The 14,238-nt window shown below is 73.4% G+C and carries 16 protein-coding genes; 6 read left to right on the plus strand and 10 right to left on the minus strand.

The features are described 5' to 3' along the window. Positions 1–5 precede the first annotated feature (5 nt). The gene (locus D8M35_RS00385) at positions 6–644 is read right to left on the minus strand and encodes an AmiS/UreI family transporter (protein WP_126890012.1); all 639 of its coding nucleotides are present in this window, start codon (positions 642–644) and stop codon (positions 6–8) included. Between the two features lie 160 nt (positions 645–804). Between D8M35_RS00385 and D8M35_RS00390 the strand changes: the two genes are divergently transcribed. Further along, the gene (locus tag D8M35_RS00390) at positions 805–1,389 is read left to right on the plus strand and encodes a TetR/AcrR family transcriptional regulator (RefSeq protein WP_161972534.1); all 585 of its coding nucleotides are present in this window, start codon (positions 805–807) and stop codon (positions 1,387–1,389) included. Here D8M35_RS00390 and D8M35_RS00395 read toward each other — a convergent pair. Together D8M35_RS00395 and D8M35_RS00400 are read right to left on the minus strand one after the other, a co-directional pair. Continuing rightward, positions 1,379–2,134, minus strand: coding sequence for a DUF4184 family protein (locus D8M35_RS00395; protein WP_161972535.1), 756 nt, complete (start codon positions 2,132–2,134; stop codon positions 1,379–1,381). The genes D8M35_RS00390 and D8M35_RS00395 overlap by 11 nt on opposite strands. 13 nt (positions 2,135–2,147) lie before the next feature. Then, positions 2,148–3,449, minus strand: coding sequence for an esterase family protein (locus D8M35_RS00400; RefSeq protein WP_126890015.1), 1,302 nt, complete (start codon positions 3,447–3,449; stop codon positions 2,148–2,150). Positions 3,450–3,754: 305 nt separating this feature from the next. On the opposite strand from D8M35_RS00400, the gene D8M35_RS00405 reads away from it, so the two are divergent. Both D8M35_RS00405 and D8M35_RS00410 read left to right on the plus strand, forming a co-directional pair. Then, entirely contained in the window at positions 3,755–4,189 is a 435-nt protein-coding gene (locus D8M35_RS00405; RefSeq protein ID WP_126890016.1) for an NUDIX hydrolase, read from the plus strand. Continuing rightward, positions 4,171–4,536: a hypothetical protein gene (locus D8M35_RS00410; protein ID WP_126890017.1), complete on the plus strand. Its 366-nt coding sequence runs from the start codon at positions 4,171–4,173 to the stop codon at positions 4,534–4,536. Before D8M35_RS00405 ends, D8M35_RS00410 begins: the two co-directional genes overlap by 19 nt. Here the strand turns inward: D8M35_RS00410 and D8M35_RS00415 are convergent. Then, a complete protein-coding gene (locus D8M35_RS00415; RefSeq protein ID WP_126890018.1) occupies positions 4,517–4,885 on the minus strand; it encodes a VOC family protein in 369 nt (122 codons plus the stop codon). The two genes, D8M35_RS00410 and D8M35_RS00415, sit on opposite strands and share 20 nt — an antisense overlap. Positions 4,886–4,922: 37 nt before the next feature. Here D8M35_RS00415 and D8M35_RS00420 point away from each other — a divergent pair, with 37 nt between their 5' ends. Then, a complete protein-coding gene (locus tag D8M35_RS00420) occupies positions 4,923–5,579 on the plus strand; it encodes a nucleoside/nucleotide kinase family protein (RefSeq protein WP_126890019.1) in 657 nt (218 codons plus the stop codon). Positions 5,580–5,622: 43 nt separating this feature from the next. Beyond that, positions 5,623–6,456 (plus strand): NmrA family NAD(P)-binding protein, encoded by an 834-nt coding sequence (locus tag D8M35_RS00425; RefSeq protein WP_126890020.1) that lies wholly within the window; start codon positions 5,623–5,625, stop codon positions 6,454–6,456. A 697-nt stretch (positions 6,457–7,153) separates the two neighbouring features. On the opposite strand, the gene D8M35_RS00430 is transcribed toward D8M35_RS00425, so the two are convergent. From D8M35_RS00430 to D8M35_RS00445, 4 genes are all read right to left on the minus strand, one after another. Further along, positions 7,154–8,401, minus strand: a complete 1,248-nt coding sequence (locus tag D8M35_RS00430; RefSeq protein WP_126890021.1) for a CynX/NimT family MFS transporter — start codon at positions 8,399–8,401, stop codon at positions 7,154–7,156. 10 nt (positions 8,402–8,411) lie between these two features. Then, positions 8,412–9,077 carry an HAD hydrolase-like protein gene (locus D8M35_RS00435; RefSeq protein ID WP_126890022.1) on the minus strand — a complete coding sequence of 222 codons (666 nt, stop codon included), beginning with the start codon at positions 9,075–9,077 and terminating at the stop codon, positions 8,412–8,414. A gap of 110 nt (positions 9,078–9,187) precedes the next feature. Then, a complete protein-coding gene (gene nucS / locus D8M35_RS00440) occupies positions 9,188–9,883 on the minus strand; it encodes an endonuclease NucS (protein WP_126890023.1) in 696 nt (231 codons plus the stop codon). Positions 9,884–9,892: 9 nt separating this feature from the next. Continuing rightward, on the minus strand, positions 9,893–11,293 hold the full coding sequence (locus D8M35_RS00445) for an MFS transporter (protein WP_238638027.1): 1,401 nt from the start codon (positions 11,291–11,293) through the stop codon (positions 9,893–9,895). A 124-nt stretch (positions 11,294–11,417) separates the two neighbouring features. Here D8M35_RS00445 and D8M35_RS00450 point away from each other — a divergent pair, with 124 nt between their 5' ends. Next, a complete protein-coding gene (locus D8M35_RS00450) occupies positions 11,418–12,563 on the plus strand; it encodes a substrate-binding domain-containing protein (protein WP_126890024.1) in 1,146 nt (381 codons plus the stop codon). Between the two features lie 13 nt (positions 12,564–12,576). On the opposite strand, the gene D8M35_RS00455 is transcribed toward D8M35_RS00450, so the two are convergent. Beyond that, positions 12,577–12,975, minus strand: coding sequence for a DUF4190 domain-containing protein (locus tag D8M35_RS00455; RefSeq protein ID WP_126890025.1), 399 nt, complete (start codon positions 12,973–12,975; stop codon positions 12,577–12,579). Positions 12,976–13,082: 107 nt separating this feature from the next. After that, a complete protein-coding gene (locus D8M35_RS00460) occupies positions 13,083–14,219 on the minus strand; it encodes an ATP-binding protein (protein ID WP_126890026.1) in 1,137 nt (378 codons plus the stop codon). Positions 14,220–14,238 lie beyond the last annotated feature (19 nt).

Below are 14,238 nucleotides of genomic sequence, written 5' to 3' on the forward strand. Positions count from 1 at the left end.
GCTGTTCAGGCGGTGGCCGTCGGCGTGACGACCGGGGGCTGGGCGGCGGTCGACGGTGCTCGCCGACCCCCGCGTCGGGAGAGCACGGCCGCGCCGACGAAGACGACGACCGCGACCAGGGCGGCGCCGACCGTCCACCCGGCCCCGACCGGCCACCGACCGGAGAGCCCGAGGAGCGCCGGCACGGTCGTGGTGGTCTGGCTGGCGAGGACGAGGGCCCACGCGGTGTACCGGCCGAGATCACGACCCAGGGCGAGCAGGAGGAAGAAGAGCGTCCAGAGCCCAGCCCAGGTCGCCCACAGCACGGCGAGGACCGGGTCGACGGTGACGTTCGTGACCGCGAAGACGACGGCGATCGCGGCGACGAGGCCGCAGAACCAGCCGAGTCCCGTCGAGCCGAGCCCCGCGAGCGTGTCGATCCCCACGTACAGGTAGGTGAGGCCGAAGAGGAACGTCCCCGCGATCGAGAGCAGGACGGGCAGCGACCCGTCGGCCGTGACGGCGACGGCCGTGCACAGCACGAGCTGCAACCCGCCGATCAGGACGTTGAACACACCGCTGTCACGGCCGGGGACCCGACCGAGCAGGGTGAGCCCGTTGATGAGCAGTGCCGCTCCGGAGAGCACCAAGCAGATGTACGCCATGCCGACGACCGTGGCAGCGAGGCGACGGCCGCGGAAGGGTTGTGTCGGACTGTGTCCGACGGTGACGATCCGTGACGCCGAGCGCTCACCCCTCTGCCGACGTCGCTCGCCCCCGGACGGGAGGTCGCGCGGACACCGCTCGGTGGGCAGGATCGACCACATGCCCGACGCCGACCTCCGCGCCCGCATCGTCGCCGGTGCCGCCGATGCCTTCCGTGACGGCGACTTCCACGCGGTCGGACCGGACGACGTCGCACGTGCCGCGGACGTCCCCGTCGCCGAGGTGCACCGCGTGTTCCCGTCGTGGGAGCTGCTCGTCGTGGCCGTCGTCGACCGCTGGGCCAAGGCCGGCCGCGACGCACTCCGCGGGGTCGCCGAGCAGGACGGGGCCGTCGCCTACCTCCGGGCACGGCTCGACCGCGGTCACCAGCACCCCGCGATCGTCCGGGTCCGCATCGCGCTGCTGAGCGCCACCTCGACCCCGGGCCACCCGGCCTCGGGATGGTTCCGGCAGCAGTACACGATGCTGTTCGAGGACGTGACGCTCGCGCTCGTGCGTGACGTCATCGCCGGCCGTGAGCCGCGGGGTGTCTCACCGCGGCACGCGGCCGAGCAGCTCGTCGCGCTCTTCGAGGGGCTCCAGCTGCAGGCGATGCTCCGCGACGACGCCGACCTGCTCGCCGGGTGGGACCGCGCGGTCGCCCGCATGCGGGCCGGGTGGGCGGCGGCCGCCGTCAGCGCCTGAGGCGAGCCGAGCCTGCTCGCGCGACGAGCAGCGCGACGGCGCCGACGACCAGTACCGCCCCCACGAGTGCCGGCACCCGGAACGCGAGTGCGGTGACGGTCCCGCCGATCCCCGCACCCCCGAGCAGCGCACGCGTACCGACGGCCAGCGCCAGCACGACGACCAGGGCCAGGGCAGCGATCGGCACGAGGCGTTCGGAGGGACGAAGGGGCTCCGCAGGCCCGACGTCGGCCCGCCGCCACCACACCGCGGCGACGACGAGCAGTGCCAGCAGTCCGAGCACGCTCGAGACGTCCTGCAGGAAGAAGGGCAGTGGGTAGCCGCCGACGGTGGTCTCACGGAGTGCCGGCCAGGCCAGGACCACGAAGCCGTGCGGGTGCGTGAAGCCGTCCCACACGACGTGCGTCACGCTGCCGAGCACGCATCCGACGACGACGAGCAGCACGTCCCGCGCGGTGAGGACGGGTCGACGACCCCACCCGGACGGCAGCCGTCGTCGCAGTCCGGGGACGACCGGAGCCCAGGCCGGTCGCACGAGGAACCACCACACGGCGAGCACGGCGAGGGAGACGGCGAGGTCGATCGTCGGGATGCCCCACCAGGAGTGGGCGTCCTCGTAGCGTGGCAGGAACGGTGCGAAGAGCACGGCGTCGGGTGCCATCGACCCGACCGCGACGGCGGCGACCGGCAGGAGGGTCCGGCGGGCGGCGAGGGCCACGACCGCGTGGCTGACGGTGAAGGGCACGGTCACGTCCTCGTCATCGGGTCAGGTGCGTGCGGTGCATGAACCACTCGACGCCCTCGGCCAGGGCGACGCCGGCGGTGTGCCAGTCGTGCCCACCGTCCTCGACGATCCGTTCGGTCACCTGCATGCCCGCAGCGCGTGCGGCGGCCACGACCTTCGGGACCACCGGTCCGTACCGGCTGTCGTCGGCGCCGGCGGCCACGAACGCGGCGGAGTCGCGGTACGGCGCTCCCTCGGCGAGCACCCGGAGCGGCTGGGCGGCCTCGTACGCTGCGCTGTCGCCGTGGAAACCCCTCGAGATGGTGTCCTCGCGGTCCTGCAGCACCGGTCCGATCTGCCCGGAGACGTCGATCCACGACCCGAAGCGCTCGGGGTGACCGGCGCCGAGCTGCAGGGCGCAGGTACCGCCCTGCGAGAAGCCGGCGATCGCCCAGTCCTGGGCGCGGGTTGCGGCGTGCAGGTGCTCGTGCACCCAGGTCGGGACGTCGCTCGTCAGGTAGGTGGCGCTGTTCCCGAGCGGACCGTCGACGCACATCGGGTTGTTCGAGGCGCGGGCGAGCTGGTCGGGCATCACGACGATCGGCGCGAGCCCGTGGTTCCGCTGGGCGATCGCGTCGAGCCGGGTCGCCATCCGACCGGCCTCGATGATGTTCGCCGGGGCCGCACCGGGGCCCTGCCCGGACAGCATCACGACCACGGGCAGCTCGGGGGCGTGCTCGACGAGTGCGGCCGGCGGCAGCCAGACGATGGCCGGTCGGGCGTGGAAGTGCGAGACCGCACCGGGGATCCGCACCGACCCGTAGCGGCCGTGGGACGGCATGTCGTGCGGCGGTCGCCAGCTCGCGGCGTCGACCGGGGACGACCCCGGGTCCGGGTCGTCCGGCAGGCGCAGGGGTGGCACGTGGGACTGCCCCAGCGCGTCGGCGATCGTGGGGAAGAGCCCGGCGTCCCGGTTCACCGCGAGCCCGCCGGACAGCAGGGCGAGGGGCACCAGCAGCGCGGCGACCACTCTGGTCGTCCATCTGCCCCGGCGCGCGCCGCCGCCGCGCACCAGTCCGACGACGGCGACGCCGAGCAGGGCGCAGACCACGCCCGTCCAGACCCGGTCGACCCAGGTCGGCGGGACCCCGAGCACGTCGAGGACGTCGCCGAGGAACCAGGACAGCGCCGCACCGACCAGTGCACCCGCCACGATCGCGATCGCCGCCCAGCGCCAGGACCGGCGGACGGCGGTGAGCACGAGGACGGCGGCGAGCAGGGTCAGGGCGTAGAGGGGCAGCAGGACGTGGGCGGACAGGAGCGGCAGGGTGGTCACGGGCGGGTCCGGCGGTCGGGACGCTCTCGGGCATCCGACGGGAGACGGGACAGGAGCGGCGTGGTCCAGTGACCGTAGCGAGTCGAGGTGTCCGGGAATGCTCCGGGACGGCGTTCCCCGGTGCTCTCCCGGCTGATCCTGAGCGATCCTGCACGCGAGGTGGTCGGTCGACGGGGCGGGCCTGTCCGACCGGCCAGCTCCGGGTGGTCCGTCGGCCGTGCGGAGGTCCGCACCGACCCCGCACCGGAGGGTGGTCGGCGGCGCGTCTGGGTGTGCCCTCCGGGCGATCCTGGCAAGGTCGGCGGATGGAGTACACGGACTACGACACCCGGCTCGCCGCCTACGGCGTGATCACCGAGGGCGACCGCGTGCTCCTGGCCCGACTGCGGATCCCGGAGGCCGGCACGTGGACGCTGCCGGGCGGTGGCGTCGAGTTCGACGAGACCGTCGAGCAGGCCGTCGTCCGCGAGGTCCTCGAGGAGACCGGGTACGAGGCGACGTGCGGTCCGCTCCTCGGCATCCGGCACCACATCGTGCCGAAGGAACGCCGGATGCACGACACCGGGCGACCGATGAAGGCCGTGCAGGTGGTGTTCCGTGTGACCGTCACCGGCGGCGAGCTCCGCAACGAGGCCGACGGCTCGACCGACGAGGCCGCGTGGGTGCCGATCGCCGAGCTGCCCCACCGCCGGCACGGGCTGCTCGTGCCGATCGCCCTCGAGTGGGCACGACGACCGTGAGCGGCGAGGCCACCGACCTGTCCGCCCGGCTCTGGGACGAGCGAGCCCTGCTCGGCGACCTGGTCACCGCTGCGGCCGAGCCGGACCGCACCGGTCAGCTGCTCGACCGGCTGCGCGCGCTGCGCCTGGAGCAGGACGTGCTCGTGCACGCCCTCGCCGAGCAGTGGGGCACCGACCCGGAGACCGCCACGCTCCGGTCGATCGAGCGCGTCGCGCCCGTGCCGTGGGACCTCCTCCTGCCCGAGCACCTGACGGCCCTGGCGGACCTGACCGCCGAGGTCGACGCGCTGCTGCCCCCCGGGGCCCTCCGCGACACCTGGGACCGGATCAGCCCTCGAGCACGCTGAGCACGTTGCCCGACGGGTCGGTGAACCACGCGATGAGCGGCCCGCCGTGCCGGTTCACCCCGCGCTCGTCCGTCACGCCCTCGTACTGCAGGAAGCGCACGCCCTTCGCCGACAGCTCGTCCACGGCGGCGTCGACGTCCGGCACCGGGAAGTTCAGCACCGTGAACGACGCCGGCTCGTGCGCGGGCCCCTTCGGGTACACCAGGACCCCGGGCCCGGCGCCGAGGTGCAACACGAGCATGCCGTGGTTATCGCTCACCGGCAGCCCGAGGACGCCCTCGTAGAAGGCCCGGGCGTCGGGGACGTCCCGCACCGAGAACCCGCTGAACGCCGTCGTCGCATCGACCATACGGCCAGTGAACCACCGCTCCTGTCAGGATGGGACCGTGACCCCGACCGAGCTGTCCGTCGACGCCGCCGTCGAGCGGGCGGTGGCGCTCGCCGCGGGCTCCGGCCGCGCGGTCCTCGGCATCGCCGGAGCACCCGGAGCAGGCAAGTCGACCCTGGCCCGACGCATCGTCGCGGCGGTCGACGCGGCACACGGACCCGGCACCGCCGTGCAGGTCCCGATGGACGGCTTCCACCTGGCGAACGCCGCGCTCGACGCCCTCGGGCGGCACGACCGCAAGGGCGCGATCGACACCTTCGACGCCGCCGGCTACGTCGCCCTGGTCCGGCGCCTGGTCGCCCCCGACGACGGGACCGCTGCCGACGAGGTGGTCTGGGCGCCGGACTTCGACCGCCGCGTCGACGAACCCGTCGCGGGCAGCATCGCCGTCCCCCGGAGCACCAGGCTCGTCGTCTCCGAGGGCAACTACCTGCTCGACACCGACGCGCCCTGGTCCGCCCTGACCGACCTGTTCACCGAGACCTGGGCGTGCGTCGTGGACGACCGGGTCCGCGTCGACCGTCTGGTGGGCCGGCACATGCGGCACGGACGCGACCACGAGGCGGCCCGCACCTGGGCGACGGAGGTCGACGGCGTGAACGCGGCGAGGGTCGCTGCCACGGTGGGGCGAGCCTCCAGGACGATCCGGACCTGAGCCGACCCGACCCGACCAGCAGCACCGAACGACAGGAGCGACCATGACCATCGCCATCACCGGAGCCACCGGCAACATCGGCGGCGCCGTCGCCCGCGCGCTCGCCGCGGCGGGCACGCCGTTCCGCATGCTCGTGCGCGACCCGGCGCGCGCACCGGAGCTGCCCGGGGCCGAGGTCGCGGTCGCCTCGTACGCCGACGTCGACGCCTCCCGCGCCGCGCTCGAGGGCGTGGACCTCCTGCTCATGGTCTCCGGTGCCGAGGCGCAGGACCGCCTCGACCAGCACCGCGCGTTCGTGGGCGCGGCGGCCGACGCGGGCGTCGGGCACGTCGTCTACACGTCGTTCGTCGGGGCGGCGCCGGACGCGACCTTCACGCTCGGCCGCGACCACTGGGCCACGGAGCGCGCGATCGAGGAGACCCCGATGGCGCACACGTTTCTGCGGGACTCGTTCTACCTGGACTTCGTCGAGGACCTGGTCGGCGAGGACGGCGTGATCCGCGGACCGGCGGGCGTCGGTGCGATGGCCGCGGTCGCGCGGGCGGACGTCGCGCGGGTCGCGACCGAGGTGCTGCTGCACCCGTCGGACCACGTCGACCGGACGTACGAGCTGACCGGGCCGGAGGCGATCACCCTCGCCCAGGCGGCCGCGACCGTCTCCGAGGTGCGCGGCCGCGCGGTGACGTACCAGCCGGAGACGGTGGCGGAGGCGTACGCCTCGCGGGCGCGCTGGAACCCGGCGCCGTGGCAGGCGGATGCGTGGGTGAGCACCTACACGGCCATCGCGGAGGGCGCGTTGGCGCACGTCTCGACGGACGTCGAGCGGGTCACCGGTCGTCGTCCGCTGTCGCTGCGCGAGGTGCTGCAGGCGGGCTGACCTGCAGACGCCGACGCCGACCCTGGCGGATGCCCGGAGAACGGTCGTTCCCCCCGCGTTGTGGGTGTCGTGCCGGGACGTCCCACCTGGTTCACTGGCGTGGTTCCCGGCACTCGTGCCGGGGCCGCCGGAGCCTCCGTCGGGAGGCGACGGGTCGTCGTGTCTGGCTGTGTTCGGGTCACAGCCAGGCACCGCACCCCGGTGCGCCGCCGGGCGCTCCACGGCGGTCCGATCAGCGCTCGTCTGAGATGCACGGCCGCACCCCCGCGTACATTCGGTCGGGCTACCCTGCGGGACCCTGCCCGCGGGAGCCCGGATCCCTGTTCCCGGGCTGGTCTCGTCTGACACGCAGCGTCGAACCCGACGGCGCCGTAGCGCGAGGGCGCCCGCCCCGGACCCGAACCGTCGGCGGCCGCCCTCGCACCCTCGGGGACGTCCTCGGGAGGCCTGCTGTCGAGCTGGTTGCGGGTGCTGCTGCGCGCCCGCCTCGCCCGGTGCGGGTGCTGCGGCACAACGGGAGGCACGTCGAACCACGTCCTTCCGTGGCGCGACGTGCAGACGGTTGTTCGGGAGCGCGTCGAACCACGTCCTCGAGTTCGGACCGTGCGACGGCGCGGACCGCGCCGCGGGTCGCGGGTCGCGCTGCGGGCTGCGGGCCGCGGGCCGCGCTGCGCTGCCGTGTGCCGCGCCGCGCGCGTCAGCGCACGCGCCGGGCCGCGAGCGTCCCCGCGACGCCGAGCGCCAGCACCGCGACGAGCACGACGAGCAGCGGTGCCGTCCAGTTCCCGGTCGCCCCGTGCAGGGACCCGGCGACGAGCGGGCCCGCCGAGCCGATCAGGTACCCGCCGCCCTGCACGAACGCGGACATCCGGCGGGCGTCGTCGTCGCTCGTGACGATCCGCACGACGATGATGAACACGACGGTGATGCCCCCACCCTGTGCTGCGCCGCCGAGCACCGACCAGAGCAGCCAGAGCTGCGGCGCGAAGAGCAGCCCGAGGGGCATCGCGAGCCAGAGGAACGCGACCAGGGCGATGATCGCGCGGGGCCGCCAGCGGGTGGCGAGCACCGGGACGCCGAGCGCGCCGACGACCGCCAGGATCTGGAACACCGACGAGCTCGCGCCCGACGACTCCGCCGAGAAGCCGATCTCGTCGTGCAGCAGCGTCGGGATCCAGGCGGTCAGGGCGTAGTACGAGAACGCCTGGCCGCCGAACGCCAGCGTCAACCCCCAGGTGATGAGCCGACGCGAGGGGCGGACGGGCGTCGCCGCTGCCGACACCGTGCGGATCGATCCGGTCTCGGTCAGGAGCTCGACCGGTCCCGTCGCGACCACGGGTTCGCTCCGCACCGGCCGGAGCCAGGCCGCGCGCGCCCCGACCGCGTAGGTCCACGCCAGCCCGGCGACGACCGCGAAGACCGCCCAGACGGCGATCGCGACCGGCCACCCCCAGGCGGCGGCGATCGGCGCGGTGCCGAGCGAGGTGATCATCGACCCGACGTTGAGCGCCGACGTGTACACGCCGGTGACCAGCCCGACGCGTTCGGGGGAGATGTCGCGTCGGATGACCACCGGGATCACCACGTTGCCGATGGTGATGCCGATGCCGATCACCGCGGTACCGACGAGCAGCGACGCCGCCGACGGGGTCGAGCGGACGATCGTCCCCGCGAGCACGATCACGAGCGCCAGGGACACCGCACGCTCCGGGTCGGCCTTCGCGATCACCCAGCTGGCGAACGGCGTCGCGAGCGAGAAACACAGCACCGGGATCGTCGTCAGGAGCCCGGCGATCGTCGCGGTCAGTCCGAGGTCCACCCGCAGGTCGCCGATCACCGGGGCCGGCGCCACGATCGGCCCGCGCAGGTTGAGGGCGATGAGGACGATCGCCGCCGGCAGCAGCCAGGCCGCGCCGCGGAACCCGCGACGGGCGACGGCGGTCACCGGTGCCCGCTCACGCGGCGTCCGGCAGCAGGATCGGCAGCAGGTCGAGCGGGGTGGCGGCGCTGGCGACGGTGCCCTCGGCCTCGGCGGGGGAGCCGTACCCCCACTCGGCGAAGACGACCGGCACGCCGTGCACGCGGGCGCCCTCGACGTCGTGCAGTCGGTCGCCGACGAGCACCGGGCGGCTCACGTCGTGGCCGGCGGCCTCGAGGCGGCGCAGGGCCTCGGCGACGACGTCGGCCTTGGCGCTCCGGACCTCGTCGTCGCTCGCGCCGGTGACGAAGTCGAAGTACCCGGTCAGGCCGTAGTGGTCGAGGATCACCGTGGCGGGGGTCTCGGGCTTGCTCGTCGCGGTCGACAGCGGCAGCCCGGCCTCGTGCAGGGTGCGCAGCACGACGTCGATGCCGGGGAACATCGCCGAGTCGAGGGCCCCGTGCGACAGGTAGTGCTCGCGGTACACGGCCAGGGTCCGCTCGGCGCCCGCGTCGTCCATCCCCATCGCCGTGCGGAACGTGTCCATGATCGGCGGGCCGACGAACGACATCAGCGTCGCGTGGTCCGGCACGGGCACGCCGACCGTGCGGAAGGTGTGCGTCATGCTCTCGAGGATCCCCGGAGCGGAGTCGCTGATGGTCCCGTCGAGGTCGAACAGGATGGCGGTGTACGGGCGCGTCATGTCCTGACCAGCCTAGTCGGGGCGGTGTGACCGGCCGCGGGGCGGGCCGGTGGGCGCGCAGGGCGGTGGGGCGAGCCTCCCGGCCGGTGCCGAGCGCGCCACGCGACCGCTCAGAACAGGCGGGTGTGCCCGCCCTCGATGCCGCGCATCGCGTCGTAGTCGAGCACGAGGACGCGGATCCCGCGGTCCTCGGCCAGGGTGCGGGCCTGTGGAGCGACCGTCTGCGCGGCCAGCACGCCCTGCACCGGCCGCAGGTGCGGGTCGCGGTTCATCAGCTCGAGGTACCGGGTGAGCTGCTCGACCGCGTCGATGTTGGCGTTGCGCTTCATCTCGACCGCGACGCTCGCGCCCGCGTCGTCCCGCGCCAGGATGTCGACCGGACCGATCGCCGTCATGTACTCGCGGCGGACGAGCGTGTGCCCGTCGCCGAGGAGCTCGATCTGCTCCGCCAGGAGTTGCTGCAGGTGCGCCTCGACGCCGTCCTTCACCAGGCCGGGGTCGACGCCGAGGTCGTGGGCCTCGTCCGCGATCACCTCGTACAGGCTGACGATGAGCTTGTCCTGCGTCTTCTTCTGCGTGACGGTCCAGACCTGGGTGATGCCGGCGCTCGCCTGCTCCTCGTCGGGCTCGGTCATCTCGATCGAGCACGGCGGGCTCATCCAGTTCAGCGGCTTGTAGCTGCCGCCGTCCGAGTGGACGAGCAGCGAGCCGTCCGCCTTGAGCATGAGCAGGCGGGTCGCGAGCGGCAGGTGGGCCGACAGGCGTCCGGCGTAGTCGACGGAGCAGCGGGCGATGACGAGACGCACCCGGCGATCCTAACGGTCGGCGCGCGTTCCGCCCGACGCTGCCGGGTCCGCCATCGTGTCGTCCGTCCCGGCCGGGAGGCGCGACCCGCCCTCGTCGTGCTGCCGCGCGTCCGGCTGCTGGTCACCTGCCACCCCGTGGTCGCCGCCGTCTCCCCGGCCACCGTGGTCGCCCCGGCCTGCGCGTCGCTTCCGCAGGGTCTCCGCCGCTGCGCCGGTCTCACGGGCCGCACCCGACGCCAGGCCGGCCGCGATGATGAACACGAACACCACGAGCAGGGCGCCGAGCAGGCCGATGTGCTCGCCGAGGAACCCGATCAGCGGGGGACCGGCGAGGAACGCCACGTAGCCGATGGTCGCCACCGCGCTGACCTTGAGCGCTGCCGAGCGGGGGTCGTCGGCCGCGGCAGACATGCCCATCGGGAAGCCGAGGCTCGCCCCGAGCCCCCAGAGCACCACGCCGACGATCGCGATCGGGATCACGTCGACGAAGATGAGCAGGCCGAGGCCGACCACGGCGACGGCGGCGCTGACGCGGAGCACGGGCACCCGGCCGAACCGGTCGATGAGCGGGCTGCCGGCGATGCGTCCGGCGGTCATCGCCGCGAGGAACACCGTGAGCACCGCGGACCCCGCGGCGTTGTCGAGCCCGTGGCCGTCGATCATGGCGAGGGGCAGCCAGTCGTTCGCGGAGCCCTCGGCCAGCGCCATGCCGAGCACGATGACCCCGATGAGGAGCGTCGACGGCTGTGCCCAGACCTGCCGGCGCGTGAGCTGCACCGGAGTCGGGCTGGTCGCGGTGGACTCGTGCTCCTCGTACCGGTGCTCGTCGCCGAAGCGCGAGGCCGCGGCGAGCATGACCAGGCAGACCACGACGCCGAGCACGGCGAAGTGCAGGACGACCGGCACCTCGAGCTTCTCGGTGAGCGCGCCGAGGCCGGCCCCGGCGAGCGTGCCGACGCTGAACGCCGCGTGGAAGAGCGGCATGATCGTGCGTCCGCCGGCCTTCTCGGCGGCGGCGCCGGAGACGTTCATCGACACGTCGACCAGACCGTTGCCGAACCCGAACGCGATGAGGCCGACCCAGATCGCCGCGAAGCCCCAGCCGTAGGTGACGGCCAAGCCCGCGAAGACGAGGCCGACCGCGAGGCAGACCGAGGCCACCTGCACACCCCGGCGTGCACCGACCTTCGCGACGATGTGGCCGGCGAAGGTCAGGCCACCGATCGAGCCGACCGCCATGCCGAGCACGAGCAGGCCCATCTCGAAGGTGGAGGCACCGAGGGAGTCGCGCACGCTCGGGATGCGTCCGAGCCAGGTCGCGATGGCCAGGCCGGACAGCGTGAAGGCCACGAAGACCGCGATGATCCAGGTGCGGGTCGTCGGGGCGGATCGGGTGGACGTCGTCGTCATGCGGAGCTTTCCGGTCTCGTGCTGGTCGTGGCGGTCGCCGGTCGGAGGGTTCCTGGTCGGATGCCCGCCTCCGGCTGTCCGGTCGAATCGATTCGACCGGATCGTGTGACTACGCTAACGGGCGATGGACCACCCGGCAACAGCACCCGGCGCGTCCGGGGCGACGAACCCCCGCGACCACGCCGACGGTCCGGCGCGCCGTGGGCCGAGGCCGACCCTCGCCGCGGTCGCACGGGCAGCGGGCGTCGCGCCCTCGACCGCGTCCCTCGCCTTCAGCGGTGCGGGGCCGGTCTCCGACGATGCGAAGGCCCGCGTGCTCGCCGCCGCCGCCGAGCTCGGCTACGGGGGTCCCGACCCTCGGGCACGCTCGCTCCGCCGGGGCCGCTCCGGGGTCATCGGCGTGGTGATGGACGAGCGCCTGAGCGACGCCTTCCGCGACCCGGTGAACGTCCTGACGCTCGACGGCATCGCCGAGGTCGCGGGCGAGGCCGGTGCCTCCCTGCTCCTCGTGCGCAGCCCCCTCGACGACGAGCACGGTGCCGGACCGATCGTCGACGCCCCGATGGACGCCGTGGTCCTGGTCGGGTGCAACGTCCGGATCGACCCCGCCGTCGCCGTGCTCCGTCGTCGGCAGATCCCCGTCGTCGCGATCGAGGCGGACGACATCGAGGGTGCCGTGCCCGTCCAGCTCGACAACCGCGAGGCCTCGCACCGGGCTGCGTCGTACCTCGCCGACCTCGGTCACACCGCCGTGACGATCGTGACCCTGCCGCTCGACGCCGAGCGGCGCTGCGGTCCGGTCGATGCCGTCCGCGAGGCGTCGGGCGTCGCCCACACGACGCTCGAGCGGCTCCGCGGCGTCCGTGAGGTCTACCCGGACGCGCCCGCGATCGAAGCCGCGGGGAGTTCGGTCGAGGACGGCCGGGTCGCCGGGCGGACGCTGTTCGCGCCAGGGGCGCCCACGCCCACAGCGGTCGTGGCGCAGAGCGACCTGCTCGCCGTCGGGGTCGTCTCGGCAGCGCTCGACGCCGGACTCCGGGTGCCCGAGGACGTCAGCGTCATCGGGTTCGACGGCATCACCGTGGACGACAGCCTGCTCCACCGGTCGCCGATCCGGCAGCTCACGACCCTGGTGCAGCCGTTCGAGCAGAAGGGTCGGGCTGCCGCACGCGCGGCACTCGCGATGCTCGAGGGGGCCGAACCGCAGCCGGCGGCCTTCCGGTCGGAGCTGCGGATCGGCGACACGACGGGGCCGGTGCGCCGGGCCTGAGCCCGTCGGTGGGCTACGAGCCCGACGTGCCGCTCGTGGCGATGCCGGCTGCGCCGATGCCGATCACGACGATCAGGAACAGCGCCCACCCCACGACGAACAGTCCGTTCAGGATCAGACCGGTGACGGCCATCCCACGCCCTGCGGGTTCCTTCCGGAGACCCACGATGCCGAGGACGAACCCGACGAGCGGCACGAGGAAGGTGAAGCCGAGGACGATCGATACGAGGCCGAGCACCATGCTCGTGATGCTGAGGCCACGGGGCGGAGCCGGCTGGAATCCCACGGTGACGTGCGTCGGCTGCCCGTACTGCTGCGCCTGCGCGTACTGCGGCGGCTGCTGCGCGTACTGCGGCTGGTGCTGGCCCTGGCGCCCCTGGCCCCCCTGGCCCGGGTACTGGTCATGGCTCATCGGTCGTCCCCCGCATCGAGTCGGCTGTCGCGTGCTCCAACGGTACCGGACCTTCGACACGGACTCAGGGCGTCCGTGACACCGACCCTGCCGCTTCCGCCGCGCCGTCAGGCGCACTCGGAGCGGACGAAGGTGGCGAATCCGGGGATCGTGAATTCGAGCATTCCCCGGTCGGCTGGTTGGATCAGCCCCTTGTCGATGAGCCTCGCCCGTGGCGTCGAGAGCTGGTTCGTCCCGGTGCCCAGCGCCGCCGCGATCGACGACCGGGACGTCGGTCCGTCGCCGAGTCCGGCCATGGCGGTCAGCATGCGCCGTTCCGAGCTCGAGCAGGTGGACCATCGCGCCCGGAAGAGGGCTTCGAGGTCTGCCTGCATCGAACGGTGTCCGGTCTCGACGGCGACGACGTCGATGACCGCGCCTGGGTCGGGTCGCCCTGCCGCCGTCCACGCGGAGTCGGCGATGAGCTGGACGGAGTACGGGTAGCCCTGAGCGATCGACAGGGCCCGGCTGACGGCCTCTTGTGTCCACTGCACCCCGAGGAGACGAGCTGGCCCGACCAGGGCGATCTCCTCTGCGACACTGTCCAGGGCACCGAGCGGCCGGTAGGCGAGGCGCTCGCTGAAGGTGACGATCTCCGCAATGGTCTCCGGTGCGTTCGGAAGGCCGGCCGCGAACACCGCCGCTGGGACGTCTGCGCCCTCGGCCTGGAGATGTTGCCAGGCGTAAACCAATGTCCGGAGGCCGGCTGCGTCCGCCGACTGGATCTCGTCGACGAGGATCACCAGCGGTCGCTCGGTGGTGGCCGCGCGGATGACGTCCTCGAACGCGCGGGCTCCCGCGGGGGCGTTCCCGTCCTCCCGAGCAGCAGGTCGGAAGGTACCGGTTGCGCTCGCGAACCCTGGAACCCCGAGTGAGAGCCGGACTGAGTCGACCTTGTCACCGAGCGCCGTGCCGTCCGTGTCAGCGGTCCGCCGCAACTCGTCGACGATCTGGCCGATGAGCCCCTGGGGCTCACCCGCTGTCACCCACACGGTGTCCGCTCCACGGAGGACAGCCCGGCGTTGGTACTCGCGGAGCAAGGAGGTCTTGCCGAAGCCACGAGCGGCGTGGTCGACGCGGATCCGACCCACAAGACGGCGGAGGTCGACGAGGACGGACAGGCGCTCGTCCAGCTCGGCAAGTTGGTGGGCGCGACCAGGAACAGCGCGGGCTATCTCGCCAGGTGTGTAGGGGCTCGGCTGCATGGTCCTCCGATGATCTGTT

This window comes from Curtobacterium sp. HSID17257 (genome assembly GCF_003989515.1).
In the GTDB taxonomy this organism is placed as follows: Bacteria; Actinomycetota; Actinomycetes; order Actinomycetales; family Microbacteriaceae; genus Curtobacterium.

Excerpts from the sequence above, each read along its gene's own strand:
- D8M35_RS00385 (WP_126890012.1), bottom strand. The coding sequence starts at position 644 with ATGGCGTACATCTGCTTGGTGCTCTCCGGAGCGGCACTGCTCATCAAC.
- D8M35_RS00390 (WP_161972534.1), top strand. The coding sequence starts at position 805 with ATGCCCGACGCCGACCTCCGCGCCCGCATCGTCGCCGGTGCCGCCGAT.
- D8M35_RS00405 (WP_126890016.1), top strand. The coding sequence starts at position 3,755 with ATGGAGTACACGGACTACGACACCCGGCTCGCCGCCTACGGCGTGATC.
- D8M35_RS00415 (WP_126890018.1), bottom strand. The coding sequence starts at position 4,885 with ATGGTCGATGCGACGACGGCGTTCAGCGGGTTCTCGGTGCGGGACGTC.
- D8M35_RS00425 (WP_126890020.1), top strand. The coding sequence starts at position 5,623 with ATGACCATCGCCATCACCGGAGCCACCGGCAACATCGGCGGCGCCGTC.
- D8M35_RS00435 (WP_126890022.1), bottom strand. The coding sequence starts at position 9,077 with ATGACGCGCCCGTACACCGCCATCCTGTTCGACCTCGACGGGACCATC.
- D8M35_RS00445 (WP_238638027.1), bottom strand. The coding sequence starts at position 11,293 with ATGACGACGACGTCCACCCGATCCGCCCCGACGACCCGCACCTGGATC.
- D8M35_RS00450 (WP_126890024.1), top strand. The coding sequence starts at position 11,418 with ATGGACCACCCGGCAACAGCACCCGGCGCGTCCGGGGCGACGAACCCC.
- D8M35_RS00455 (WP_126890025.1), bottom strand. The coding sequence starts at position 12,975 with ATGAGCCATGACCAGTACCCGGGCCAGGGGGGCCAGGGGCGCCAGGGC.
- D8M35_RS00460 (WP_126890026.1), bottom strand. The coding sequence starts at position 14,219 with ATGCAGCCGAGCCCCTACACACCTGGCGAGATAGCCCGCGCTGTTCCT.